Annotated in this window: 22 protein-coding genes; 11 read left to right on the forward strand and 11 right to left on the reverse strand. The window is 47.1% G+C overall.

Translation table 11 applies throughout. The features are described from left to right. The 3 genes from ACWIP2_RS09305 to ACWIP2_RS09315 form a co-directional block, all read left to right on the forward strand. Window positions 1-754 (forward strand): alpha/beta hydrolase (locus tag ACWIP2_RS09305; protein ID WP_448519651.1); only part of this gene is annotated, 754 nt, incomplete at its 5' end. A gap of 181 nt (window positions 755-935) precedes the next feature. Next, window positions 936-1,727, forward strand: a complete 792-nt coding sequence (locus ACWIP2_RS09310; protein ID WP_448519652.1) for an SDR family oxidoreductase — start codon at window positions 936-938, stop codon at window positions 1,725-1,727. Window positions 1,728-1,952: 225 nt separating this feature from the next. Further along, window positions 1,953-3,638, forward strand: coding sequence for an AMP-binding protein (locus ACWIP2_RS09315; RefSeq protein WP_448519653.1), 1,686 nt, complete (start codon window positions 1,953-1,955; stop codon window positions 3,636-3,638). 60 nt (window positions 3,639-3,698) lie between these two features. Here ACWIP2_RS09315 and ACWIP2_RS09320 read toward each other — a convergent pair whose 3' ends face one another. The 4 genes from ACWIP2_RS09320 to rplS all read right to left on the reverse strand — a co-directional run bounded on the left by ACWIP2_RS09320 (window position 3,699) and on the right by rplS (window position 6,537). Further along, complete coding sequence (locus ACWIP2_RS09320) at window positions 3,699-4,100, reverse strand: hypothetical protein (RefSeq protein WP_448519654.1); 402 nt, start codon at window positions 4,098-4,100, stop codon at window positions 3,699-3,701. 69 nt (window positions 4,101-4,169) lie between these two features. Beyond that, entirely contained in the window at window positions 4,170-5,459 is a 1,290-nt protein-coding gene (locus tag ACWIP2_RS09325; protein WP_448519655.1) for a M43 family zinc metalloprotease, read from the reverse strand. Window positions 5,460-5,523: 64 nt separating this feature from the next. Beyond that, entirely contained in the window at window positions 5,524-5,751 is a 228-nt protein-coding gene (locus tag ACWIP2_RS09330) for a DUF3368 domain-containing protein (RefSeq protein WP_448519656.1), read from the reverse strand. Between the two features lie 429 nt (window positions 5,752-6,180). Continuing rightward, window positions 6,181-6,537 (reverse strand): 50S ribosomal protein L19, encoded by a 357-nt coding sequence (gene rplS, locus ACWIP2_RS09335; RefSeq protein ID WP_448519657.1) that lies wholly within the window; start codon window positions 6,535-6,537, stop codon window positions 6,181-6,183. Window positions 6,538-6,726: 189 nt separating this feature from the next. Between rplS and rpoC the strand changes: the two genes are divergently transcribed. Further along, window positions 6,727-11,046 carry a DNA-directed RNA polymerase subunit beta' gene (gene rpoC, locus ACWIP2_RS09340; protein WP_448519658.1) on the forward strand — a complete coding sequence of 1,440 codons (4,320 nt, stop codon included), beginning with the start codon at window positions 6,727-6,729 and terminating at the stop codon, window positions 11,044-11,046. A 107-nt stretch (window positions 11,047-11,153) separates the two neighbouring features. Here the strand turns inward: rpoC and gldB are convergent, their stop codons facing one another. The 5 genes from gldB to ACWIP2_RS09365 form a co-directional block, all read right to left on the reverse strand. Then, window positions 11,154-12,149 carry a gliding motility lipoprotein GldB gene (gene gldB / locus ACWIP2_RS09345; protein ID WP_448519659.1) on the reverse strand — a complete coding sequence of 332 codons (996 nt, stop codon included), beginning with the start codon at window positions 12,147-12,149 and terminating at the stop codon, window positions 11,154-11,156. Window positions 12,150-12,340: 191 nt separating this feature from the next. Then, complete coding sequence (locus tag ACWIP2_RS09350) at window positions 12,341-12,772, reverse strand: hypothetical protein (RefSeq protein ID WP_448519660.1); 432 nt, start codon at window positions 12,770-12,772, stop codon at window positions 12,341-12,343. 129 nt (window positions 12,773-12,901) lie between these two features. Beyond that, the gene (locus tag ACWIP2_RS09355) at window positions 12,902-13,531 is read right to left on the reverse strand and encodes an L-threonylcarbamoyladenylate synthase (protein WP_448519661.1); all 630 of its coding nucleotides are present in this window, start codon (window positions 13,529-13,531) and stop codon (window positions 12,902-12,904) included. 375 nt (window positions 13,532-13,906) lie between these two features. Then, window positions 13,907-14,338, reverse strand: a complete 432-nt coding sequence (locus ACWIP2_RS09360) for an Hsp20/alpha crystallin family protein (protein WP_448519662.1) — start codon at window positions 14,336-14,338, stop codon at window positions 13,907-13,909. A gap of 111 nt (window positions 14,339-14,449) precedes the next feature. Beyond that, window positions 14,450-14,899: an Hsp20/alpha crystallin family protein gene (locus ACWIP2_RS09365; protein WP_448519663.1), complete on the reverse strand. Its 450-nt coding sequence runs from the start codon at window positions 14,897-14,899 to the stop codon at window positions 14,450-14,452. A gap of 331 nt (window positions 14,900-15,230) precedes the next feature. Here ACWIP2_RS09365 and ACWIP2_RS09370 point away from each other — a divergent pair, with 331 nt between their 5' ends. The 3 genes from ACWIP2_RS09370 to ACWIP2_RS09380 are packed head-to-tail and all read left to right on the forward strand — an operon-like array spanning window position 15,231 to window position 19,284. Further along, complete coding sequence (locus ACWIP2_RS09370; protein ID WP_448519664.1) at window positions 15,231-16,112, forward strand: bifunctional 5,10-methylenetetrahydrofolate dehydrogenase/5,10-methenyltetrahydrofolate cyclohydrolase; 882 nt, start codon at window positions 15,231-15,233, stop codon at window positions 16,110-16,112. A 30-nt stretch (window positions 16,113-16,142) separates the two neighbouring features. Further along, window positions 16,143-16,901 (forward strand): iron-sulfur cluster repair di-iron protein, encoded by a 759-nt coding sequence (locus tag ACWIP2_RS09375; RefSeq protein ID WP_448519665.1) that lies wholly within the window; start codon window positions 16,143-16,145, stop codon window positions 16,899-16,901. A gap of 49 nt (window positions 16,902-16,950) precedes the next feature. Continuing rightward, window positions 16,951-19,284: an ATP-dependent helicase gene (locus tag ACWIP2_RS09380; protein WP_448519666.1), complete on the forward strand. Its 2,334-nt coding sequence runs from the start codon at window positions 16,951-16,953 to the stop codon at window positions 19,282-19,284. 9 nt (window positions 19,285-19,293) lie between these two features. Here ACWIP2_RS09380 and ACWIP2_RS09385 read toward each other — a convergent pair whose 3' ends face one another. After that, window positions 19,294-20,526 (reverse strand): proline dehydrogenase family protein, encoded by a 1,233-nt coding sequence (locus ACWIP2_RS09385; protein WP_448519667.1) that lies wholly within the window; start codon window positions 20,524-20,526, stop codon window positions 19,294-19,296. A gap of 78 nt (window positions 20,527-20,604) precedes the next feature. Here ACWIP2_RS09385 and ACWIP2_RS09390 point away from each other — a divergent pair, with 78 nt between their 5' ends. Genes ACWIP2_RS09390 through ACWIP2_RS09405 form a run of 4 tightly spaced genes read left to right on the forward strand, consistent with a single transcriptional unit; the run spans window position 20,605 to window position 24,653 of the window. After that, complete coding sequence (locus tag ACWIP2_RS09390; protein WP_448519668.1) at window positions 20,605-21,633, forward strand: dipeptide epimerase; 1,029 nt, start codon at window positions 20,605-20,607, stop codon at window positions 21,631-21,633. Window positions 21,634-21,685: 52 nt separating this feature from the next. Further along, entirely contained in the window at window positions 21,686-22,423 is a 738-nt protein-coding gene (locus ACWIP2_RS09395; protein ID WP_448519669.1) for an NfeD family protein, read from the forward strand. A 24-nt stretch (window positions 22,424-22,447) separates the two neighbouring features. Beyond that, entirely contained in the window at window positions 22,448-23,179 is a 732-nt protein-coding gene (locus tag ACWIP2_RS09400; RefSeq protein ID WP_448519670.1) for a tetratricopeptide repeat protein, read from the forward strand. A 10-nt stretch (window positions 23,180-23,189) separates the two neighbouring features. Beyond that, the gene (locus tag ACWIP2_RS09405) at window positions 23,190-24,653 is read left to right on the forward strand and encodes a S1C family serine protease (RefSeq protein ID WP_448519671.1); all 1,464 of its coding nucleotides are present in this window, start codon (window positions 23,190-23,192) and stop codon (window positions 24,651-24,653) included. Here the strand turns inward: ACWIP2_RS09405 and ACWIP2_RS09410 are convergent. Further along, window positions 24,650-25,678 carry an isoaspartyl peptidase/L-asparaginase family protein gene (locus tag ACWIP2_RS09410; protein WP_448519672.1) on the reverse strand — a complete coding sequence of 343 codons (1,029 nt, stop codon included), beginning with the start codon at window positions 25,676-25,678 and terminating at the stop codon, window positions 24,650-24,652. The two genes, ACWIP2_RS09405 and ACWIP2_RS09410, sit on opposite strands and share 4 nt — an antisense overlap. Window positions 25,679-25,754: the final 76 nt, after the last annotated feature.

Raw genomic sequence — 25,754 nt, forward strand, 5'->3', positions numbered from 1 at the left:
ACTTTCAACAATTCTTATGAGCCAAATCATCACGCTGCCCGATTTTTACCTGCCCAGCCTTGCGCGAAAGCGCACGCTGCACATCTGCTTGCCACCTGATTACGACTATTCAGCCCGTCGCTATCCCGTTATGTATATGCAAGACGGACAAAACCTATTTGACGAAGCGAAGGCTTATGCCAAAGCATGGCGGGCAGATAAAATCCTTGCCCGCCACAGCCAGCAAACCAAACGCGGTTGGATATTGGTAGGCATTGAAAACGGCGGCATAGAACGGCTCAACGAATACGCGCCCTTTGAGCGGCAAGGCATGGGCGGCGGGCTGGCACACCAGTTTCTACACGATATTCAGGTGTTCGTCAAGCCCTTTATAGACAGCAGCTACCGCACCTGCCCCGACCGGGCGCATACGGCAATGTGCGGCAGTTCTATGGGAGGCTTGTTGTCGCTTTATGCTGGCGTGGCTTTTGCCGAAACCTTTGGCAATATTGCCGCCTTTTCGCCTGCGCTGTGGTTCAATCCGCAGGTGGTCGAATGGCTGGCGCGGCGCGAACAAATGCCTACACGTTGGTACGTTGTTGGCAGCCGTACCGAAAGCCGCTACATGGCAGCTACTTTGCACCGCATCTACGAGGCGTTGAAAAGCGGACACCGCCCCGACAGTCGCCTCCACGTCGCCATCCGCGAGCGCGGTCGCCACAACGAAAGTTTCTGGGGCAGAGAGTTCAGGCGATTGCTGAAAGCGTGGGGATGAGTAGGATGACTTAATCAAGATACTGACACATACATTGATTGGTAATTTCATTGCGTTTATTTATCCAATTGAGGAACTTTTTCCTACATGCTAAAAGTCGTTTCAACTGTGCACGTCGAATTGACAGCTATTGATTTTATTCAGATTCGCACTACCTTTAAGCACAACAACACCGGTAAATATGAGTCAGGTAATATGGATTACGGGCGCGTCTTCGGGTATTGGCGAAGCGCTGGCGTATGCCTTTGCGAAACAGCCCGACACACAACTAATACTTTCTGCCCGCCGCGGCAATGAGTTGGAGCGCGTAGCTAAGGCAACGGGGCTGCCACAGGAGCGTCTGCTGATTTTACCCTTAGATCTTGCCGCTGGCGATATGCTGCCCGAAAAAGCCCAACAAGCACTGGCACATTTTGGCAAAGTGGATATTATGGTACACAACGGCGGGGTCAGCCAACGGGCTTTTGCCAAAGATACGCGCTTAGAAGTAGATAGAGCCATTATGGAAACCAATTTTTTTGGTGCGCTGATACTAACCAAGGCGCTGCTGCCCTCGATGCTGGCGCGTAAGTCGGGGCGTTTTGTAGTGATTAGCAGTTCGGTGGGCAAGTTCGGCACGCCGCTCCGCTCTACTTATGCCGCCTCCAAGCACGCGCTGCATGGCTTTTTTGATTCGCTACGCGCTGAGTGCTGGCGGGAAAATATCAAGGTTTTGATGGTCTGTCCGGGCTATATCCGCACACAGGTATCGGTAAATGCCTTTATCGGCACGGGCGAAAAGCAGGGTACAATGGACGATGCGCAGGCAAACGGAATTCCTGCCGAGGTTTGCGCCGAGCGAATCATTGCCGCCATCCGCAGCGATAAGGAGGAAATCAACGTGGCAGGCGCTAAGGAAATGCTCGGGATTTATGTCAAACGCTTTTTCCCTGCTCTATTTTCCAAGATGATTCGCAAAATGAAAGTTACTTAGCAGCCGATATCTGATTGTACACGGATTTTGGCGGATTTGCCAATAAAATCGAAAGTGAGTTTTGATAAAAATCAGCGCAAACCCGCGTTATCTGCTACTAATCAGCGTTCAAAGAAGTTAGCATAAAGATGTTGGTTTTGAGAAAAATGAAAATCGGCGTTTCAAAGAATTGATTAAATTAGCGACCTTGCAATTTTTGAAAATGAAAACTCTGAACATATGTCAATGAATCAGCAACATCCTTGGTTTGAGAGCTATCCGGCGCGGATGCCTCGCGAAATTAATCCTGATCAGTTCTCCTCTGTCCCTGCCATGTTGGAAACAGCCTTTGCGCAGTATCCCAATCATCCGGCGTTTATCCACATGGACAAAACGCTGACTTTCAGAGAAATAGATGAGCTGTCAGCGCAGTTTGCCGCTTATCTGCAAAATAAAACCAACCTGAAAAAAGGCGACCGCGTAGCTATTCAGATGCCCAACGTAATGGCTTATCCTGTTGTCATGTTTGGCATTTTGCGTGCGGGCATGGTGGTAGTGAATACCAATCCGCTCTACACTCCTCGCGAAATGGAGCACCAGTTCAACGATTCGGGCGCAAAGGCAATCGTTATTCTGGCAAATTTTGCTTCTATTTTGGAAAAAGTATTGCCCAATACTCCAACGCTTGAACACGTCATTATTTCAGAAATTGGCGACTTCCTGCCTTTTCCCAAGCGGCAGATTGTTAATTCAGTTGTGAAGTATGTCAAAAAAATGGTGCCAGCCTACAACATTCCAAAGGCAGTGATGCTCCGCGAAGCCCTTGCACAAGGAGCGCGTCTGACCTTTGCCAAACCTTCTATCCAACCTTCCGATATTGCATTTATCCAATACACAGGCGGTACTACGGGGGTTTCTAAAGGCGCGATGCTTACCCATCGGAACATTACAGCTAATGTGGCGCAGATGCGCGCGGCTATGGAGGTTTCGCTGGAACTGGGCAAAGAGACGGTTGTAACGGCGCTGCCGCTGTACCATATTTTTGCGCTGACGGTAAATTGCTTTGGTTTCTTTATGATGGGAGGAGCGAATTTACTCATTACCAACCCGCGCGATATGAAGGCTTTTATCAAGGATTTGGCAAAACATCCGTTTACGGCTATTACAGGTGTGAATACGCTGTTCAACGGTTTGCTTAATCAGCCTGCCTTCCGTCAGTTAGATTTTTCCAAATTGAAAGTAACCGTTGGTGGCGGCATGGCGGTGCAGGCGGCGGTAGCCGAAAATTGGCGCAAGGTAACGGGTTGTTTTTTAGCCGAAGGTTATGGACTTACCGAAAGTTCGCCCGTGCTTTCTTGCAACCCTACCGACGGCACAGGCCGCATTGGAACTATCGGTATCCCGCTGCCTTCTACGGAAATGAAAATTGTACGGGAAGACGGCAGCGATACGCCTTTAGGTGAACCGGGCGAAATTTGGGCGCGCGGGCCACAAATCATGGCAGGTTACTGGCAGCGCCCCGAAGAAACCAACAAGGTAATTATAGACGGTTGGCTTGCCACAGGCGATATCGGCGTTCAACTGCCCGGCGGCTACTTTAAAATTGTGGACAGGAAAAAGGAAATGATTCTCGTTTCGGGCTTCAACGTCTATCCAAACGAAGTAGAGGACGTGGTAGCGCAACATCCAAAAGTATTGGAAGTAGCCGCTGTTGGTGTTCCTGACCCGAAATCTACCGAAGCAGTTAAAATATTTGTCGTCAAGCGCGACCAGTCACTTACTGAGGATGAAATTCGCGAACATTGCAAAGGCAACATGACCGCCTACAAGCAACCCAAGCACATTGAATTCCGTACCGAGTTGCCCAAAACCAATGTAGGCAAAATCCTGCGGCGGGCGCTTCGGGAGGAGGAAATGAAGAAATATCAGTAAGGCTATAAAAAAAGCTGCTTCACAAGAGGCAGCTTTTTATGGTTGAATAAAACTGGCCTACTACTTATTCAGCCATTCAAATGCCTTGGCCTCGTCTTCGAAAAATAAGGTTTTGTAGCCGGCGTTAATATCTTCCTCAATCGTTTGCTGAACAGAAAGCGCCGTGTAAAAGTCTTTGCTTAGTAACACAGCCATTTTCTTTAAATTAACTTCGCGGTAAGGTTCCGATAAGAGTTCATTCGTCCATTGCTGCAGTTCAGGACTAATGGTACGTATGCTATTGACCCCATCGGCAAAAATTTTGTCGGGACGTTTTTCAAGGACAAAGTTTTTATAACGGATAAACTCTGCCTTGTAAAGTTCATCCGTTACATCTTCGGTCATTGACCACCGGGTAATCAGCGCATTGGTAGCGGCATCATAGGCGATCCTTACCTGATTGGATTCGTAAAGAGTTTCCATCTGTGTGTAGGTAGTTTAAAGTGATTTATGCATTCATAACCCTTGTATTTAGATACTGAGCAAATAGCTTTATTCTGCCATAATTCGCCTGAGTATCACTCCGCGGGAAGTATTTAGCTGAAGCAGATACAAGCCCTTAGGTCTGCCTTGCAGCGAAAAATTAAGTTCGCTGCCCGAAACAACACCTGATGCTACCTGTCTTCCCATAGTATCATAAAGCTGATAATCAGATGCTTGTCCGCCTGTGATTTCTACCTTAAAATCGCCCTGCGTGGGGTTGGGATATAGCCGTACTTCGGGGTGCAAGTCTTCTGCTTCCAGCCCAACGGTAGAGGTAATCAGTTCGCGGCGGCGCGGACTTATTTCCAACACTCGTCTCATGCGCTGCGCCTGACATCTGGTGAAGATGTTCATGCAAAAATCGTCCGTAAAATCCATGTAATTTTGAATCATGGTAGGTGTAGGCGCATTCGGACAATAGCGCACGCTCAGGTTGCAGCGAAAATTTTCGGCATTGGTCGGCGGAGTGTCGGCGCAAAAATCGCCATCTACCGCGCAGGAGTACTGGTCAAACGGGTGGAGCAGTCCCAAAAAATGTCCCATTTCATGGGTCAGGGTGCGTCCTAAGTTATAGGGGCCGCGCGATAGTTGCGGTACTTGCACTTTTCTAAAAGAGCCGATGCGGTTGTAGCGAATTACTAATCCGTCGGTAAGCGCCAGACCACCTTGCGGCGGCAGCCCTTGCAAGCCGCTAAGATCAGGAAACTGCGCATAGGCGATTCCTACGCGGTTGTTGAGGCGGAGGCTGTCTATCACCCAAACATTAAGGTAGCGGGTAGGGTCCCAAATGGTTTGCGGCTTCAAGTCGCGGTCTAAGGTTTCGTTAGTCCAAAAAAAGCCGGGGATGCGTTGGATTTGATAGCGGCGAATACCTCTTTCAGGCAGCAATCGCCCCGCAGAGTCGTAGGCAGCGGGATAAAACTCAATGCCTGCATCGGCTGCCACCGATTGAAATTCGGGCAGCGTTTCGGTGCGGTCAGGATTGAGGCGGCGAAAATCTTCATTGAGTACCTCTATTTGCGAATAAATTTGCGCAGCGCTGATATTGGTTCCCGTGCCAATGGGTTCGCCATAGTGGAATACGTGGAAAATCAGCGGGATGCGATAGACGACATTTTCCGTACGGGCGTTGGCAGGTGCTTCCCCGAGCTTGTCGGCGTTTTCAAAGAAATATGCCATTTTTTCGCGGGATTCGGGGCTAAGGTAGAATCCACAGCGCACTTCTTCTATTTCCTGCTGTTGTGCGGAGGCGGCAAAAGCTGCCAGAGAGAGCCAAAAAAGCGCAAACAATTTCTTCATAATCCCAAACTTACTTTTTTTCGCTTGTTTTTCCATTCTGACGCAGAACAAAGCGCTGGTAAACTTATTCCCGGGCTAATTGCAAGATCGTTGCATACAACTTAGGATTGATATAAAATCCTGCTTCCTTATCAAGCTGTTCTAAAATGGGTTTTATGTGCATCATCATTAGTCCTTCTTGTTTGGCTTTAAGCAGGATTCCTAACAAGCCAATCACTTTAATATGAAGGTTTTCTGCTATTCTACGTCCTATAAGTTCGTTTATGATAAGGAAATCGGCTTTAAGTTCCAAACTAAGAGCTATCGCTTCAGCTTCACCTCAATCCAAGTCTTTTAATAAGTCGGAAACTTGTGCCTGATTATGAGGAGGCTGTCTAAAAAGGCTAAATGTAGCACAGACTTCAGCCTGTAGCTATTTGATAATCAAGCGACTAACAAATCACAGACTAAAGTCCGTATTACTTTTTGGACAGCCTCGATTTACCCATCATCCAATTCATAATGGCATAACTGTTTTGTTACCCCAAAAGCAGCAATCCAAAAAGAACATACTACTACTCACCGAAGAACAAAGATTGCTTGCGCGACTTTTTCAGCTTAGGTGTTAAAATGCGGAAGTCAGGAAAGAATCTGTGGGTATAAAGCGCGCCGCAAGTAAATAAAAAAAGCCAACAACTCTTAAAGCGTTGGCAAATGCTATATTGTTTGGAATCCCGAATTACTACTTCAGTCTCTCTTTGATGCGGGCAGCTTTACCTGATAAATTGCGCAGGTAATAAATTCTTGCGCGACGAACATCACCACGACGTACCAGTTCAACTTTATCAATATTGGGTGAAATCACAGGAAATATGCGCTCCACACCCACGCCATTAGAAATTTTGCGTACGGTAAAAGTTTCACCGTTGGTGCTGCTGTTTTTGCGCTGGATCACCACACCCTGAAATTGCTGAATGCGTTCCTTATTACCTTCAATAATTTTTACGTGTACGTTGATGGTATCACCCGCTTTGAATGCAGGAAGGCTTGTTCTCTTACCTGCATACTCTTGTTCTACTAATTTTATCAGATCGTTCATGACGGTACGGATTTACATGCCCTTGTAAAATGGAGTGCAAATTTAGCGTCTTTTATAAAAAAACAAGTTGTCACCTTTGAAATTTCGCTAATTTGCGCGAAGAAAATCCTGAAAAATCCTTGTAAATGTGGTTAAAATGCTTTTTTACACTAACTTTGTTGATTCAAAGCATAAACTGCATCACTATACATGGCGTTCAAGAAAAACAAGAAGTTTAGCAACGACTTTACCAAAATCACAATCAGTCTTGCTTCTCCTGAATCCATTCTGGAAAGCTCTCACGGCGAGGTTACCCAACCTGAAACGATTAATTACCGCACTTACAAGCCTGAAATGGGCGGTTTATTCTGCGAGCGCATTTTCGGTCCGGTAAAGGACTGGGAGTGTCATTGCGGCAAATATAAGCGTATCCGCTACAAAGGCATCATTTGCGATCGCTGCGGGGTTGAAGTTACAGAGAAGAAAGTCCGCCGCGAGCGCATGGGACACATTTCTTTGGTTATTCCGGTAGCTCACATTTGGTATTTCCGCTCACTTCCTAACAAGATTGGATACCTGCTAGGGCTTTCTACCAAGAAACTGGATCAGATTATTTACTATGAGCGTTATGTAGTTATCCAGCCCGGTATTCTAAAGGACTTGAAGGAAGGCGACTTTCTTACTGAAGAGCAGTATCTGGAAAAACTGGATATGTTGCCGCGCGAAAACCAGCAACTGGAGGACAGCAATCCAGATAAGTTTATTGCCAAGATGGGCGCTGAAGCATTAGAGATGATGCTTTCCCGCATTAACTTGGATGAACTTTCCTACGAACTGCGCGACATGGCCGCTAACGACAGTTCGCAGCAGCGCAAGTCGGAGGCACTCAAGCGTCTCAAAGTGGTGGAGGCTTTCCGTAGCGCAAATGCTCGTTTGGAAAATCGCCCTGAGTGGATGATCATCCGCATGGTGCCTGTGATTCCACCAGAGTTGCGTCCATTGGTGCCGCTGGATGGTGGCCGTTTTGCTACTTCGGATTTGAACGACTTATACCGCCGCGTAATTATCCGCAACAACCGCCTCAAGCGTCTGATTGATATTAAAGCGCCGGAGGTAATCCTGCGCAACGAAAAGCGTATGCTACAGGAAGCTGTAGATTCACTATTCGATAACTCGCGTAAAGTAAACGCTGTGCGTTCAGATGGCAACCGTGCGCTGAAATCGCTTTCCGATATGTTGAAAGGCAAGCAAGGTCGCTTCCGCCAAAACCTGCTCGGTAAACGCGTAGATTATTCAGGTCGCTCGGTAATCGTAGTAGGCCCTGAGTTGAAGTTACACGAGTGTGGACTGCCTAAAGATATGGCAGCTGAATTGTTCAAGCCGTTTATTATCCGTAAGCTAATTGAGCGCGGTATTGTAAAAACTGTAAAATCAGCCAAGAAAATAGTTGATCGCAAGTCGCCTGTGGTGTGGGATATTCTGGAAAACGTACTGAAGGGGCATCCTGTGCTTCTTAATCGCGCTCCTACACTCCACCGACTGGGCATTCAAGCCTTTCAGCCTAAGCTGATCGAGGGCAAAGCTATCCAATTGCATCCGCTGGTTTGTACGGCATTTAACGCCGACTTTGACGGTGATCAGATGGCGGTGCACGTTCCACTCGGCCATGAGGCTATACTGGAAGCATCGCTGCTCATGCTGGCATCACACAATATTTTGAACCCCGCTAACGGTTCGCCAATTGCCGTACCTTCTCAGGACATGGTGTTGGGCTTGTACTACCTCTCCAAAGGACGCAAGTCCACGCCTGAACATCCGGTCAAAGGCGATGGCATGTCGTTCTACTCGCCTGAGGAAGTAATTATTGCCATCAATGAAGGTAAATTAGATAAAAACGCCTACATCAAAGTGCGCGTACCTGTGCGCAATGAGCAGACCAAGCAATTGGAAACCAAACTCGTAGCGACAGTTGCGGGGCGCGTGCTCTTCAACCAGGTTGTTCCCGAAGAAGTGGGCTATGTCAACGAGGAACTGACTAAAAAGAAACTGCAAGTCATTATTTCTCAGGTATTCAAGATCGTGGGCATGGCACGTACAGCTCAATTCCTTGACGATATCAAGCATCTGGGCTTCCAGACAGCCTACAAAGGCGGTCTTTCTATCGGTTTGGATGATATTATGATCCCTGAATCCAAGAATAAACTCATCGAAGAAGCCAAGAAAGAAGTAGATGCTGTATGGAACAACTATTACATGGGTCTTATTACCGACAACGAGCGCTACAACCAGATCATTGACATTTGGACGCGGGTGAATAACAGCATTACGAATACGCTGTTGAAACAACTGGAAGAAGACAAAGGCGGCTTCAATTCCATTTACATGATGATGCACTCGGGTGCCCGCGGTTCACGCGAGCAAATCCGTCAGTTGGGTGGTATGCGTGGTCTGATGGCCAAACCACAGAAAAACCTGCAAGGTTCTGTTGGTGAGATCATCGAAAACCCAATTCTTTCCAACTTTAAAGAAGGACTGGATGTAGTAGAGTACTTCATTTCTACGCACGGTGCGCGTAAAGGTCTTGCCGACACGGCGCTGAAAACTGCCGATGCGGGCTATCTGACCCGCCGTCTGGTAGATGTTGCACAAGATGTCGTTGTAAATGAAGAAGACTGCGGCACGCTGCGCGGTCTGACTGTTGAGGCGCTAAAAGATCAGGAAGACGTGATTGAAAAACTGTCTGAACGTATTCTGGGGCGTGTGTCTGTACACGATGTTTACGATCCGCTGACAGGTGAATTGCTCGTAGAAGCCGGACAGGAAATTGACGAAGATATTGCCCGCCGCATTGAAGACACCAGTATCGAGGCGGTAGAAATCCGCTCAGTGCTGACCTGTGAAACCAAGCAGGGTGTATGCGCTAAGTGCTACGGCCGTAACTTAGCAACAGGTAAGCTCGCGCAAATTGGCGATGCGGTTGGTGTAATAGCGGCGCAGTCTATTGGTGAGCCTGGTACGCAATTAACACTCCGCACATTCCACGTAGGTGGTACAGCATCCAACATTGCCGTAGATTCAAAGCTGGTAGCCAAGTATCCCGGTCGGATCAAGTTTGAGGAGATGCGCAAGGTTACTACTACCAACTCCGAAGGTGAGCGCATTGATGTTGTAATGGCGCGCTCTGCCGAAGTAAGCATCATCAACCCTGAAAATGGACAGGTGCTGATCAGCAACAACGTTCCCTACGGATCATTCCTGCGCGTAAAAGAAGGAGACATGGTAGAAAAAGGTCAGGAAATCTGTTTCTGGGATCCTTTCAATGCAGTAATTCTTTCTCAATACGATGGTGTGGTCGAGTTTGAAGCGATTGAAGAAGGTGTTACCTATCAGGAAGAGTACGACGAACAGACTGGACACCGCGAGAAAGTAATTATTGAAACGAAAGACCGTGCGAAAAACCCTACTATCACAGTTCGCAATCCGCAAACCGGTGAGCAGGCAAGCAGTAACCTGCCCGTAGGCTCACACTTAGTAGTAGAAAACGGTCAGCAAATCCGCGCTGGACAGATCTTGGTAAAGATTCCGCGTGCGATCGGTAAAACGCGTGATATTACAGGTGGTTTGCCCCGCGTAACAGAACTATTCGAGGCGCGCAACCCATCCAACCCTGCGGTTGTAAGTGAAATTGATGGCGAAGTAAGCTACGGAGGTATTAAGCGTGGCAACAGGGAAATTTACGTGAAGAGCCGTGAGGGTGTACAGATGAAATACATGGTACCGCTTTCCAAGCACATCCTTGTGCAGGAAAACGACTACGTAAAGGCAGGTATGCCACTTTCCGACGGTGCTATTACCCCCGCCGATATTTTGGCCATTAAAGGGCCTACTGCTGTGCAGGAATATCTGGTGAATGAAATTCAGGAGGTCTATCGCCTGCAAGGTGTGAAAATTAATGATAAGCACCTCGAAGTAATCGTCCGTCAGATGATGCAGAAAGTAGAGATCATTGATCCGGGTGATACTACCTTCCTGCCAGGTCAGGTGGTTGATAAGTGGACATTCCGCGAGGCTAATGACTCTATCATGGACAAGAAAGTAGTTACCGATGCGGGCGATTCAACCGTGATGAAAAAAGGCATGATTGTCAGCACCCGCAAGTTGCGCGATGAAAACTCAAGCCTCAAGCGCAAAGACCAGAAGTTAGTGAAAGTGCGCGATGCACAACCTGCCGTATCTAAACCTACGCTGCAAGGTATCACACAGGCCTCGTTGGGTACGAAGAGTTGGATTTCTGCCGCATCATTTCAGGAAACGACTAAGGTGCTGAGTGAGGCAGCTATCCGCGGTAAAACAGACTTCCTCACAGGTCTGAAGGAAAACGTAATTGTCGGTCATTTGATCCCTGCCGGAACAGGCATGCGCGTATTTCAGACAAACCGCGTATTCTCTAAAGAGGATTATGAGCAAATGCAGGAATCGAAAGAGGCATTTAACAACGTGCGCTCAAAAGACTATCAGGAATTATCCTAAACGCTTGGAATAGTCAGCCAAGAAAGCCGCCTGAACTTGTTCTTGTTTTCGGGCGGCTTTTTAATGGGCTATTACAAATCTTACGCAGGAATCTATGGTGAAAAATGCTATCTGGGTGGACGATACCCAGAGGTTTCAAATATTTTCTGTGCATCCTTCTCCGCCATTAGTTGCGGCAGGGTTATCTGCGGATGCTTCTTTAGGTAAGCACGTACAATTTGCCAACCTAACCATGTTCCGATGCGTCCGGGACACTCGTCGCCTATTTCAAAAGTATGTGGACGTTGTTCTATGTAGCGCTTAGATGCTATCTGACTGGTCTCAAAAAACAGGTTATTTTTGATAAAGTGCGCCCAGATAACATCCTGATTGTCGTAAGAGTCTTGAAGTTCTTTTGCTGTATAGCGAATAATAAGTGAATCAGCTACATAGGGTAGTATCTGCGAGGTAAACTCATAGGCTTTTCCATAGGCAATCATTTGGTTGAGCATGGTCTGATTGCCCTCACTTATTTGGTTATACCGCGCGGAAAGCATCAATATGACGGCCGGTACAATCAGTTCTTTGCGATAATGCCTGAAGATATAATTCGGATCAGGGGAGCGGTAGCGCGAGTCCTGCCCGATGAAGTAGTCCAAGCCAATGAAAATGGCAGAGTCGGTAATGGTCAGATCGTTACCATAGCCCGTTACTATCGTATAGACAGTAGGCACATAAAAATCGGGATAGTAATACTTCACCATGCGGAAAGCCTGCTCCAACTCGCGGCGGATACCTGCCATATCACCGAGGTGTTCCTGTGCTTCCATTGCCAGTGTGTCTATATACGCGCTCTGTCCGAGCCGCAGCATATCGCTGATAGGAACAGCATCGTTGCGCAAGCGACTGCGGAACAGGTACGTATTGGCAAAAGCAGGATATTTATCCAAGAAACGGCGAGCTTCTTCTTCATTGCTAATGGCTGCAATTTCACCTTCCAGCCTCACCAACGACACTTCTACGGGGATGTGTGAAACGTCAGGTATCTCGCGATCCTGAGAACAGGCCCAAATAAAGGTCAAAGAGATAACAATTGGCAATAGCTGCCGCCGGATAATTTGCATGATGAGTGAAAAACAATTGGTGTGATGTTATACCATGATGAATCTTACAACAGGTAATACTTCTCTGCGGACTTTGCGAAAAATCATTGCCTGCTTTGCGGTAGCACTTTTTTAACTGCAAAGCAGGTCAAATTTTACGCAGAGAATACACTGAGGTTAAACTCATTTTAGTATTATTTCATCTGCAAAGATTATACGTTTACTTGTGGTTCCAAAGTTTTTTCTTTGAGCCAATTACCTGCTTGGCGAGCGCTGTGAAAACATGCAAGATCCAAACGCTTGCCGCCAAGATTTACTTGTACGTTGATTAGATTAGCAATTGTTGTACCATTAGTTTTTTCCGGATTGATAACCAGAGCATATGCCTTGATACCTTGTTTGGTCAGTTGACGCGTTTTTTCGTGTATCAGATACGAATAAGCATCTTCGCGTAGCACTTTGAGTTTACTCAAATCGGACAGCAGCAGGTTTGCACCCGTTTGCTTGATGGCTTGCAGGATAATAGGTGTTGCTGTTACGAAACGTGCATAATCTACGAAGCCATACCAGTTTTCAATCAGTACATTTTCGGTAGGCAAATACTCAAGATGTAAAAAATCATCATTGAAAAGTGTTTGGTTCATAAAGTTGGGTAGTCTTCATATCCACTAAAAGTAAGAACGTTGTGTTGTTTATCAGTTGTTGTTTAGAATACCATGTGGTTTTGTCCGATGTCTATAATAAACGTATAAGTGGTGCGGATATTATTATTGCTACAAGTATAATGCAAGATCGCCCAAACCTTCGCGTACAACCTCCATCGTGCCATCATTTTCGCACAGCACGACCGTTGATGGAACGTTGCCGCCATAGCCTGAGTCAATGACTATATCTACTAAATTGCCGTATTTGTCTCTGATAAGTGAGGGATCGGTCATGTATTCAATAATTTCGTCTTCGTCTTTGATAGAAGTCGTCAGGATCGGATTGCCCAATTCCTTAACAATCGCGCGGGGGACGTTGTGTTCAGGCACGCGAATTCCTACCTGATTTTTCTTTTGCCCTACAATTTTAGGCACTTCGCTGCTCGATTCCAGAATAAAAGTAAACGGGCCGGGCAACGCTTTTTTCATCACCCGAAAAACCGCATTAGGAATCTGACGGGCATAATTGCTAATATCGGAAAGGTCGTAGCAAATAAACGACAGGTGCATTTTATTAGGCTTGATGCCTTTAATGCGGCAGATGCGCTCAATAGCTTTGGCGCTGTATAGGTCGCAGCCGATACCATAAACCGTATCGGTGGGGTAGATGATAACACCTCCATCGCGCAAGCATTCTACCACGCGGCGAATTTTCTGCGGCTCCGGATCTTTCGGGTGAATATGAATCAACTCCGCCATGCTGCGAAGTTAAGAAGTTTATCGAGAAAAGCATTTTCGAACGCTACAGTTTGCTTAGCCTGCTGTAGCGTAGCTTCTGGATGAACTGATCACATTTTTTACAAGATTTTAAAAACTAACGGCTTCCGGTTAGGGAAGCCGTTGTTTGAATTAACAAGCAAGAACCTTTCGTCTGTTACTGCTAAATTTGAAAGTTTTATTGAACTTTAATTTAAAAAGCAATAAAATTTTGTCTTTCAACATGCTTAAGCGAGCTTTTATTTCATTCATTTTGTAAAAGCCGCAAAGCAAAAGCAGATAAGCCAGCGAAATAGCGGAGATACCTACAGAAAACTTTTCCATGATGACCTCCTTTCCTGTTTGTTAAATTCTTGCTTATTTAACTTCTATGACTTTGCTGAGATTATCGGCAGTAGCTTTTTTACCTAAGCGAATCTGTAAGATACCATTTTTAAGATTTGCCTGCACTTTGTCGGGGTCGGCATTGCTCGGCAGTTGAAAGATGCGCTGAAAACTGGCATAGCCAAATTCGCGACGCATCCAGTTTTTTTCGCGCTCTTCTCTTTCGTACTGTTTCTCGGATGATATTTTGAGATATCCTTCGTGTACTTCCACTTTGATATCTTTTTTATCCAGCCCCGGTACAGCCACGCTTACTTCAAAAGCTTTTTCCTCGTCGCTAATATTGACAGAGGGTAAAGTCCCTACTTCCTGCTTTTCACCATTTCCAATAATTTTTCCAAAAAAGCTTTCCACTACTTTTGGAAATTTGGGTATAACCTCCTTTGTCCATTTGATTAAGTCCATACCGATTGTAGTTTAGTTTGAACGAGCAAAACAGGTAGGTAATTAAAGCGAAAGATACGAATTCCATGCGTAATTGACAACAAAGAATCCGTATCTTCCACAAGCTACATGTTAAGCAATTTCAATTTGCTTGGGCTGTTGTTTTTTGGCTTCTTCCTTCTTAGGAATATGAACAGAGAGAACGCCGTTTTCATACTTAGCGGTTATATTGTCGCTGTGGACAATATCAGGCAGTGTGAAAGAACGTTGGAACGCACGGTAAGAGAATTCTTTATGAACAAACTCATCTTTCTCCTCGTTTTTTTCTTCTTGTTTTTCAGAAGAAATCGTCAATAAGTTGTTGTTTAAGTTAATTTTAAAATCGGTTTTTTCCATGCCCGGCGCAGCCATTTCCACCACGAACTCATCGTTATTCTCTTTGATGTTTACCGAAGGTAGCGTAGTGTTTGTAGCTGAAAAATTGTTGTGCATCCATGAGCCAAATTCCTTGTTTACAAAATCATCAAAAATTTTGTTGATGGATGGGAAAAATGTACCGAAATCATATCTTGCGGGTTTCATAAGTATTGTGTGTTTAGTTTAACAATGTTTACTTCTCAAATATATAATTTTTCAACTGATATGCCAAAATTCTAAGGCAGCATTTTTGACAGTTTACAGCCTTATCGCACTGTAAAACTAACAAAAACCTACGATTTTTTTAATATTCAATAATCCCCTCTGTCATCTTGTCAGTTGAGAACAAAAAATAACAGATTATTGACAGTGCTAAGTGAGCAAGTCCCACCCTTCAAGATATGCCGGACTTTGCCTGAAGACGAGATTATGATCTATCGCCGCACGTGTCATTGAGGTCAATGTTATATAACTTCGCAAAAAAATCGGGGGACACATGATTCTCATAGACGGCAAGGCTGTCGCAGAAAAAATACAGGCAACAATCAGCGAGGAGGTAGCAAGGCGCAAGGCTTCAGGTGGGCGTATTCCGCATCTGGCAGCTGTGCTGGTAGGCAACGACGGCGCAAGCGAAACCTATGTAGGCAACAAAGTGCGTACTTGCGAGCGCATTGGCTTCCGTTCTACGCTCATCCGCCTGCCGGAAACCATCAGCGAGGCCGAACTGCTGGCGCAAGTACAAAGCCTAAATGAAAACCCTGAAATTGACGGCTATATCGTCCAATTGCCGCTGCCTAAGCATATCAATGCGGAGAAAATTACTTATGCCATAGATCCTGCTAAAGACGTGGATGGTTTTCACCCTGCCAATGTGGGCAAATTGGCGCTGGGTTTGCCTACTTTTATTCCTGCTACGCCCTTTGGCATTGTGCAATTGCTGGAACATTACAACATTCCGACAGAAGGCAAACACTGCGTTGTGGTTGGCAGAAGCAATATTGTGGGTATGCCAATGGGCTTGCTTATGTCGCGCAATGCCTATCCGGGCAACTGTACCGTTACGATTACACACAGCCGAACCCCTAATCTGGGCGAAGAAACGCGCCGTGCAGATATTCTGATCGCTGCACTTGGGCGACCTGAGTTTATCAAAGCGGATATGGTCAAAGAAGGTGCAGTAGTGATTGATGTTGGTATTACACGCGTACCTGATACTGCTAAAAAATCGGGCTACAGCATTAAAGGCGATGTCGCTTTTGCAGAAGTTGCGCCTAAGTGCAGCTATATCACACCCGTTCCCGGAGGGGTTGGCCCCATGACGATTGCTGCGTTATTGCGGAATACGCTGCTGGCTTGTAGGGATAATCAGGCAAAATAGTTATCTTAGCATCGTCAAATCATTAGTACCATGTTTGCGCGCGAAAAAAGCCTTGCCGAATTAGTTACAGAAGACCATTCTATTGGGGCTGTGCTACATATTTTTGGGATTGACTTTTGTCTGAATGGCAGTAAAACGCTGGAGGCAGTCTGCCGCGAGAAGCGCATGAGTACAATACCTATTCTGAAAGAATGGGAGGCGATGCGTCAGCAAGAGCGCTCCTCTATGCCCGAACTGTTGAAAGGCTATACCGTAGATGCAATCATTGATTACCTGAAAAACTCGCACCGCATTTTTATGCGCCGCCGCCTGCCGTATATGCAGCACTTGGTCAATCGAGCGCAGCCGCAAAACCTGTCTCCGGCGATGCAAGAAACGCTGAATGATCTGAAACTGGCATTTCCGCTCTTTGCAGAAGATTTTGTACACCATATTCTGGAGGAGGAAAACGAAACTTTTCGCTATATCCTCCTGCTCGACGATGCGCTCTACCGGCGCGGGGGGCTTGGGAAGGCGTTTTTTGCGATGCAGAAACACACCATGCAGCATATCGCAGCCCATCACCACGACGACGACGACGACATGCGCGGCATCCGCGAATTGACCAACGACTACGCAACCGACCATAGTACACCTTTGGTTATCCACGTGCTGTACTCCGAATTGCAGCGTTTTGAAAGCGAGCTGCAAACCCATGCAGCCATCGAAAACCGCATCCTGCTGCCCAAAGCCTTCCAATTAGAAAGTAAAGTCAAAAAAATGTTGGCAGAGAAAGCCGCTTTGAATTAGTCAGCCGTTAGCAGCTCACTGTTACGCCTGAAAAATCGTAACTTGCGGCATGATGGAAAAGCGCTTTACAGACTATCTGGCTTCGCTGAATGAGCCGCAGCGCAATGCCGTATTGCATACCGAAGGGCCGCTGATGATTATTGCAGGTGCAGGTTCGGGCAAAACCCGCGTGCTGACCTACCGAATCGCATGGTTGATGCAGCAGGGAGTAGAACCTTTCAATATTCTCGCACTTACTTTTACCAACAAAGCCGCCCGCGAAATGCGACACCGCATCGAGCAGGTAGTCGGACACGATGCCCGCAATCTCTGGATGGGTACTTTCCACTCTATTTTTGCCAAAATTTTGCGCATAGAAGGACATCGGTTGGGCTATACATCCGATTTTACCATCTATGATACCGACGACGCTAAGTCGCTGCTCAAGACTATTATCAACGAAATGGGCTTAGACGACAAGGTCTATAAAGTCGCAAGCGTGATGTCGCGGATTTCGGCAGCCAAAAACCGCCTCATTTCGTGGCAAGAGTATGTACGCAACCCAATTTTTCTGGCGGAAGATACTGAAGCCGCCAAACCTAAACTTGGCGAGGTTTATAAACAGTATGTACAGCGTTGCTTCAAAGCCAATGCAATGGATTTTGATGACTTGCTGTTTAATACCAACGTGCTTTTTCGCGACTGCTTAGACGTTTTACACAAGTACCAGCACAAGTTTCGCTATGTGCTTGTGGACGAGTTTCAGGATACCAACTTTGCCCAGTACCTGATCACCAAGAATCTGGCTGCTGTTCATCAGAATATTTGCGTGGTTGGCGACGATGCGCAAAGTATCTACGCTTTTCGCGGGGCGGATATTCAGAACATTTTGAATTTTTCCAAAGACTACCCTGATTTGGTGACAGTCAAATTGGAGCAGAACTACCGCTCTACCAAGAAGATTGTGTACGTAGCCAACAAGGTAATCGCACACAATCGCGATCAGTTGCACAAAACTGTCTGGACAGACAACGACGAGGGGGAGCAGATAGAAGTCATCCGTGCAGCTACCGACAACGACGAAGGCAGGCTGATAGCTACCTCAATTTTCGAGATCAAGATGCGCCATCAAGCCCCCAACAGAGATTTTGCTATTTTATACCGCACCAATGCACAATCGCGCTCGTTTGAGGAAGCGCTGCGCAAGTTGGGTATCAAATATAAAATTTTTGGCGGCCTTTCGTTTTATCAGCGCAAGGAAATCAAGGACTTGATCGCCTACTTCCGCTTCACGGCTAATCAGCGCGATGAGGAAGCATTCAAGCGCATCATCAACCTGCCCAAACGCGGCATTGGCGACTCTACGGTGCAGAAAATAGTTGTCGCCGCTGCTGAGAATGATATCCCGATTTGGGACGTTGTCCGCCAACCGGAAAAGTATCTGGGCAAATCCCGGATTAGCGCTGCCATCGCCGACTTTGCTACGATGATCAAAGATTTCATGCTTACCCTGACGCAAAAGGATGCCTACGAAACAGCCTCATACATTGCCAAAACGTCAGGATTACTGCGCGAACTCTTTGAAGATAAGACCGTAGAAGGGCGCGCCCGCTACGACAACGTGCAGGAATTGCTCAATGCGATCAAGGAATTTACTGATACGCCCGACCGCGAAGACAAGAGTCTGTCTGCATTTTTGCAGGAGGTTTCGCTGCTAACTACGGCCGACGATGCGGACAAAGACGATGCCGACGCAGTATCGCTAATGACTATTCATCAGGCAAAGGGGTTAGAATTTAAGTACGTTTACGTAGTGGGGATGGAAGAGGATCTGTTCCCTTCGCAGATGATGCTTTCCTCTCGTGCCGATCTGGAAGAGGAGCGCCGCCTGTTCTACGTAGCTATCACCCGCGCCGAGAAAAAACTTGTCCTGAGCTACGCCTTGCAACGCTATCGCTTCGGAAATCTGCGCCCTTGCGAGCCGAGCCGCTTTCTGGACGAATTAGATCAGCGCTATGTACAGATCAGCCACGTCCGCCGCGATGGTTTTGTGGACAGTAGCGGCAAAGTGCGCGGCGAAGCTGATGCGCCACGCGCAATCCGGCGGGGCGAGTCGCCATTGCGCGAAAAGATGCAGCAGAAGTCGGCTATGCCTGCCTCCCGTGAGCTGATACCGCCTCCCCCTGCCAACAACTACCTACACAAACCTTCCCCTAACTTTACAGCCAGTAATCCTGCGCTGCTGCGCGAGGGAATGCGCATCGAACACGCCAAGTTTGGCTTCGGCAAAATCACTAAACTCGATTTGCAGGGAGCTGATAAGCGGGCAATTATTCAGTTCGATAAAGTTGGAGAGAAAACACTGCTCCTCAACTTTGCCAAATTGATGATTGTGGAAAAATAGGGATCTTACTTAGCTTTTCGAGCCTTTTCTGCGGCGTTGCAATTCGCGCTGAACGAGCAGCAATTCGCGGCTGCTTTGACCCGCTACCGAAGTATTTTCCTGTGCGCGACGGAACAAATAAGGCATCACAGCCTCCACAGGCCCGTAAGGCAGGTATTTGGCAACGTTATAGCCCGCTTTGGCTAAGTTAAAGGAAATATTATCGCTCATACCGTAGAGTTGAGCAAAATACACATCCGGATCATTGGGTCTGATGTTGTACTTTTCCATGAGTGCAGTTAGAAAATAGCAACTGTCTTCGTTATGAGTTCCGGCGCAAAGTGCAATCCGCTGTTTGTTATTAATACAGAACCTAAGCGCTTCGTTAAAACTGTTATCGCAAGCCAATTTATTGGGCTGTATCGGATCAGGATAGCCTTTTTCTGCTGCACGAGCGCGTTCTTTTTCCATGTAAGCCCCGCGAACCAACTTCGCACCGAGATAGAAACCCTGTCTGACTGCTAAGGCACGCGCCTGCCGCAATTTTTCCATGCGATCGGTAGTGTACATCTGATAGGTATTGTAAACAACAGCTCGATTGCGATTGTATTTTTCCATCATTTCATAGGCCAGTGCATCTATTGCATCTTGAATCCATGTTTCCTCGCCATCAATAAAAATACGAATGTCGTTTTCTGCTGCGGTGCGGCAAATTTGATCTACGCGCTCGCGGACGCGCTCGAAAGTTTTCAGATCGGAAGGCAGCAAGGGCAGTGCCTCACCCTTCATGCTTGCCGAAACTTTCTCTAGCAGGCGGAAGGGCGCAAGCCCAGTTACTTTGAACACACAAAACGGAATTTCTTGGCGATGTTGGGCAGCATAGTGGATAGTGGCAATTGTTTCGCGGCATGTATTGTCGAAACCTGCTTCGGTTTTTTCGCCTTCTACTGAGTAGTCTAAAATAGCTCCTACGCCCAGCCTTGCCATTTGGCGGATAACAGTACTGCAATCGTCAATGCTTTCTCCGCCGCAGAACTGCTTGAATAGCGTAGCCTTTAGCAACCCCTTGATCGGTAAGCCGACCTGCAAGCCCCACTTTACTATGCCTGTGCCGGTATTGACCAACCAGTTTTGATTAATAGCCTTAAACAAGACATAGCTCTGGTAGAGTTGTGCGTCGGTTTTCATGGCAAAAGCCACGGAGGTATCTTCAAAGGAAACGGCAGTACCAAACTTATTGGTAGGTAAAGTTTGCGTTTGCATGATTTGCAATACATTTTTGAGTGTGCAATATTAGAAACCAAAACCGTAACTTTAAGTTCTGGTTTTATCATTTTCCTTATGCAAATTTTTCTGCGCCGCTATGTGCTGGAACTGCGCAACCGTTTTACCATAGCACACGACTCGCGAACCCATCAACATACGATGATTTTGGCGCTGTCCGATGGCCAAACAGTAGGCTACGGCGAGGCAACCGAAAATCCGTATTACGGGGTTACTTTTGAAAAAATGGAACAGGCGCTAGCGTCTTTGCCGCCACTATTGAGTAATTATCAGTTCTCTACACCGGAACAGTTGTGGGCAGATGCAAAGCCCTACCTGCACGAGTTGCCTTTTGCACAGTGCGCACTCGACGAGGCTGCATGGGACTACTACGGGCGCAAAATGCACAAACCCGTGTATGAGATCCTCAAGCTCAATCCTGCCGATGCGCCTATTAGTAATTATACCATTGGCATTGATGCGATAGATGTCATGCTTGCCAAGATGCAGGCGCAGCCTTGGCCGATCTACAAAATAAAACTGGGGACAGACCACGATCTGGAAATTGTCCACGAACTGCGTCGCCATACCGATGCGCGGTTCAGGGTAGATGCCAACTGTAGCTGGACTGCCGAGCAAACCATCTGCTATGCTGAGGAATTAGCTGACTTGGGGGTCGAGTTCATCGAACAGCCTTTGCAGGCAAACGATTGGGAGGGAATGGCAAAAGTGTTCAGTTACAGCCGTTTACCTGTAATTGCCGATGAAAGTTGCATCACCGAAGACGATGTAGCACGTTGTAAGGGATACTTTCACGGAATTAATATCAAACTAACCAAGTGCGGAGGGCCTACGGCTGCCCTGCGGATGATTGCACTGGCGCGCCAATTGGATATGAAAGTCATGATGGGCTGTATGACAGAATCCAGTGTAGGGATTTCTGCCATTGCGCATCTTGCTCCTTTGTTAGACTATGTAGATATGGACGGTGCTTTGCTCATCAAAAATGATCTTGCCGTAGGCGCTCAGGTAACACCGCAGGGAGTTGTCTATGCCGACCGCTACGGAATAGGTATTCAAATGCTCGACAACTTTCCTTTAACATAAACGCATTCGGATAATTTTGCGTATATTAGCAAAGAACTAAATACCTTCAATCATGACAGGCAGTGGTTTCTTATACGATATGGCATTTTTCTTTATTCAGCCTTGGGTAAGTGCATTCCTGATCCTAGCACTCATGGCAGGGATGATCTTGGAGCTAAAAACTCCCGGCGCAATGATACCCATATTGACAGCGTTGTTGGCTGCAATAGCGTATTTTGGCTCATACTACCTGTTGGGGCTGACCGAGTGGTGGGAGATTCTGGTATTTGCTATCGGATTTTTACTGATGGCTGCTGAAATTTTTGTAGTGCCCGGCTTTGGGGTGGCAGGTATCAGCGGAGTTATTTTGCTGGTCAGCGGACTGGTGCTGGCCGCACTGCCTAACGAGGGAATGGATTTTGAACAAGTGCATACCGCCGATGCCGTTACTTCTCTGACAATGGTGCTGGCAGGCGTACTGAGCGGCATCGTAGCGCTGCTGTATCTGGCTAAAAATATCTTAAACTCCCGCTTTTTCCACAAGGCAACCCTCAACAAAGCATTAGACGCAAGAGATGGCTACACAGTGGGCGCAACCTTGCAAAATCTGATAGGCAAACCTGCGCTGGTACGTACCGTATTGCGACCTTCGGGTAAAGTAGAGATCGAAGGCAGGCTGTACGAGGCTACCTCTTTAGATGCTTTCGTAGAAGCCGGGCAGTGGGTCTATGTTACCGATGTGGAAAGCAATATTCTGCGCGTTCGTGCAGACGAGTCTGCGGCTACAGGCTCCTCCATTATGAAAGCATAACTCTGAACCATTTTTATTACATTCATGAACGTTTTGTTGCGCATTGCCATCAGTCTGGCAATCATTGGCGTGGCTTTGGAAGGCGATGCCCAAACCAAGCATTTAGAAAAGTTAGAAATTGGCAATATGCTGTTTCGGGAGGGTAGATACAAAGAAGCAATTGAAGCATATTCTGAGGCGATTGCGTTAGACAGCAACCTGACCCAAGCCTATAACAATCGCGGCAACGCCTACTTCCGCCTGAACCAATTTATCAATGCGATTTCAGATTACGACAAAGTCGTCAGCCGAACACCTAAAGATACAGATGCTTACCTGAACCGAGGCAATGTGTACGCCATTATTGGCGATAACTGGCGGGCAATCCGCGATTATAATACAGCAATCAACTTAGATCGGAACAACGAGGAAGCCTACTACAACCGCGGGCTGACCTATTTTGCGCTGAAAAACTATATCAAAGCCAGAGAAGACATGGCGCAATGTGTTAAAATCAATCCTAAAAACGCTGAGGCGCACAATTATTTGGGAATTTGTTGGTATTTTGAAGGCAAGGTAACGGAAGCCCTGACACATATCGGCAAAGCAATCGAGCTTTCGCCACAATATGCTGAAGCCTATTACCACCGCGCTACGGTGTATTTCGAAGAAAATATGCCCCGTCAGGCTTTGCAGGACATAGAAAAGGCCGTTCAACTGGCTCCCGACGTTACCGAATACAAGGATTTGAAAGTTGAAATTGAAAAAATAAAGTAAGGAGGACGTTATGGCTGCCATTAATAAGCGTTGGTTTTTTGTGTCGGTGTTTTTCGCTGCCGTGATCGGTGGGGCATTTTCCTTAGGTAGTTATATCCTGTTCTTTCAGCAAAAACCGCAGCCACAGCCCATGCTTGGGTTAGCGAACAATCCGGCAAAGTTTGCAGGGATTTTTGAAAACCTTGCCAGTAATTTTACTGTACCCGAAGGAATGAACTTCTTGCTGGCAGCCGAGCGCAGCACACCTTCAGTTGTGCATATTCGCACCCAATACAAAGGCAGTAAAACAGCTGTCATGAGCTTTTTCGACGACAGCGAGGAAGGTTTGCGGCGAGGGATGTCCACAGGATCCGGCGTTATTATTTCCCAAGATGGGCTGATCTTGACCAATCATCACGTCATTGACGAGGCCGACGAAATCATCGTTACGCTAGACGATAAGCGGCAGTTTAAGGCAACTATCATCGGGCAAGATCCGACAACAGATCTCGCCTTAGTCAAAATTCAGGCCGACAATCTGATGCCTGTTACCTACGGTAATTCGGATGAGGTCAGAGTTGGGGAGTGGGTACTTGCTGTAGGCAATCCCTTCGATCTGACTTCGACCGTAACGGCAGGCATTATCAGTGGCAAAGCGCGTAACATCAACTTGCTGTTCAGCAACGACGGGCTTGCGATCGAGTCGTTTCTGCAAACAGATGCTGCGGTTAATCCCGGCAACAGCGGTGGGGCATTGGTTAATCTGAAAGGCGAACTGATTGGTATTAATACAGCTATTGCGACACGTACAGGTGGCTATGCAGGCTATTCCTTTGCCGTACCTGTCAATCTGGCCAAGAAAGTCGCCGAAGATCTGTACCGACACGGCCAAGTACAACGCGCACTACTGGGCGTAAGTATCAGCGAGGTAACAGACGAGATCGCCCGCAAAAACAATCTGACAACCATTCGAGGTGTATATATTACCGGAGTAGGGCAAGGTAGTGGCGCATTTGACGCAGGCCTAATGCCAAGCGATGTAATTATTGCCATAAATGGTACAGAGGTAAATACTGTATCACATTTGCAAGAAATTGTTGCCCGCCATCGCCCCGGCGATAAGATTGCAGTGCTGATTGAACGCAGAGGCGAAGAGCGGACGGTGGAGGTTACGCTCAAAAATAAACGCAACAGCACGGGATTGATCGGCGCTACGTTACAGGTGCCTCAGTGGAACGCAGAGGTAGAGGAGCTTAGCGAGAATGAAAAGAAGCGCTTTAAACTAAGCAGCGGCGGCTTGCGTATTACACGCCTTGGCGATGGTATCCTCAAGTCCAATCGGGTGCAGGAAGGATTCATTATTACACACATTGACAAAAAACAGGTGCGCAACATCGCAGACCTGCAACGAATGCTGACGCGTAAGAAAAATAAATACCTGCTCGAAGGTGTAGATAAACGAGGCGAGCGCACCTTTTTCGGTATTGGCTTCTAATCCTTGTAAATCGCGATTTTCTTTTGTCCATTGGGGTAGATACAGGCGCGGTACATACCCGCAGAGTTGAAAGGCATTGCAATATTGCCTTTCTTGTCAATAGCAATAATGCCACCTTCGCCCCCCATTTGGACTAACTTTTTCATCACTACTTGATCTGCTGCTTTTTTGAGCGACATCTTTTTGTAAGCCATCAAAGCTGAAATATCGTGTGCTACTACGGCGCGGATGAAGTATTCGCCGTGTCCTGTTGCCGAAACAGCGCAGGTTTCGTTGTTGGCATAAGTTCCGGCACCAATAATAGGCGCGTCGCCGATTCTGCCATAGCGTTTGTTAGTCATGCCACCTGTAGAAGTACCTGCAGCGAGGTTACCATATTGGTCTATCGCCACGCAGCCTACCGTTCCAAACTTGCGGTCTTTGATGAAGGCATCCTCATCGAGCAGCAGTTCGGGGCGGATGCGGCCCTCGCCGATGCTGTCGCGAGCTTTTACTTTCAGCCACTGCTGGTAGCGGCGCTCGTCGCGGAAGTAGCTGTTGGGAACCAATTCGAGTCCTTGTTGTTGGGCAAAAGTTTCTGCGCCGCGCCCGGTCATCATGACATGTGGCGATTTTTGCATTACGGCAATAGCAGCGTCAATCGGATTTTTGATGGTTGTAACGCCTGCAACTGCGCCTGCGGCAAGTGTTTTGCCATCCATGATGGAGGCATCCAGTTCGTTTGTTCCCTCGTTGGTAAACACTGCCCCCTTGCCCGCGTTGAAAAGCGGTGAATCTTCCATGATGCGGATCGCTGCTGCAACGGCTTCTATCGAAGTACCGCCTTTTTGCAGCACGGCATAGCCTGCCGAAACAGCCTCATCCAGTTTCTCGGTGTACTGTTTTTCTATTTCGGGAGTCATGTTAGCCTTCAAAATAGTGCCTGCGCCCCCGTGAATGGCAATAGCGATTGGCTGCTTTTGTGCTTGTACGCGCACGCTTACCGACAGGAACAGGCAAGCAATTAGCATGTAAACTATTTTCATATTTGCTGTGATTTTGCATTAAAATTACTGCAAAAGTTTATTTTTGTACACTACACACTTACCAAAACCTATGCAT

This window comes from Rhodoflexus sp. (assembly GCF_053489755.1).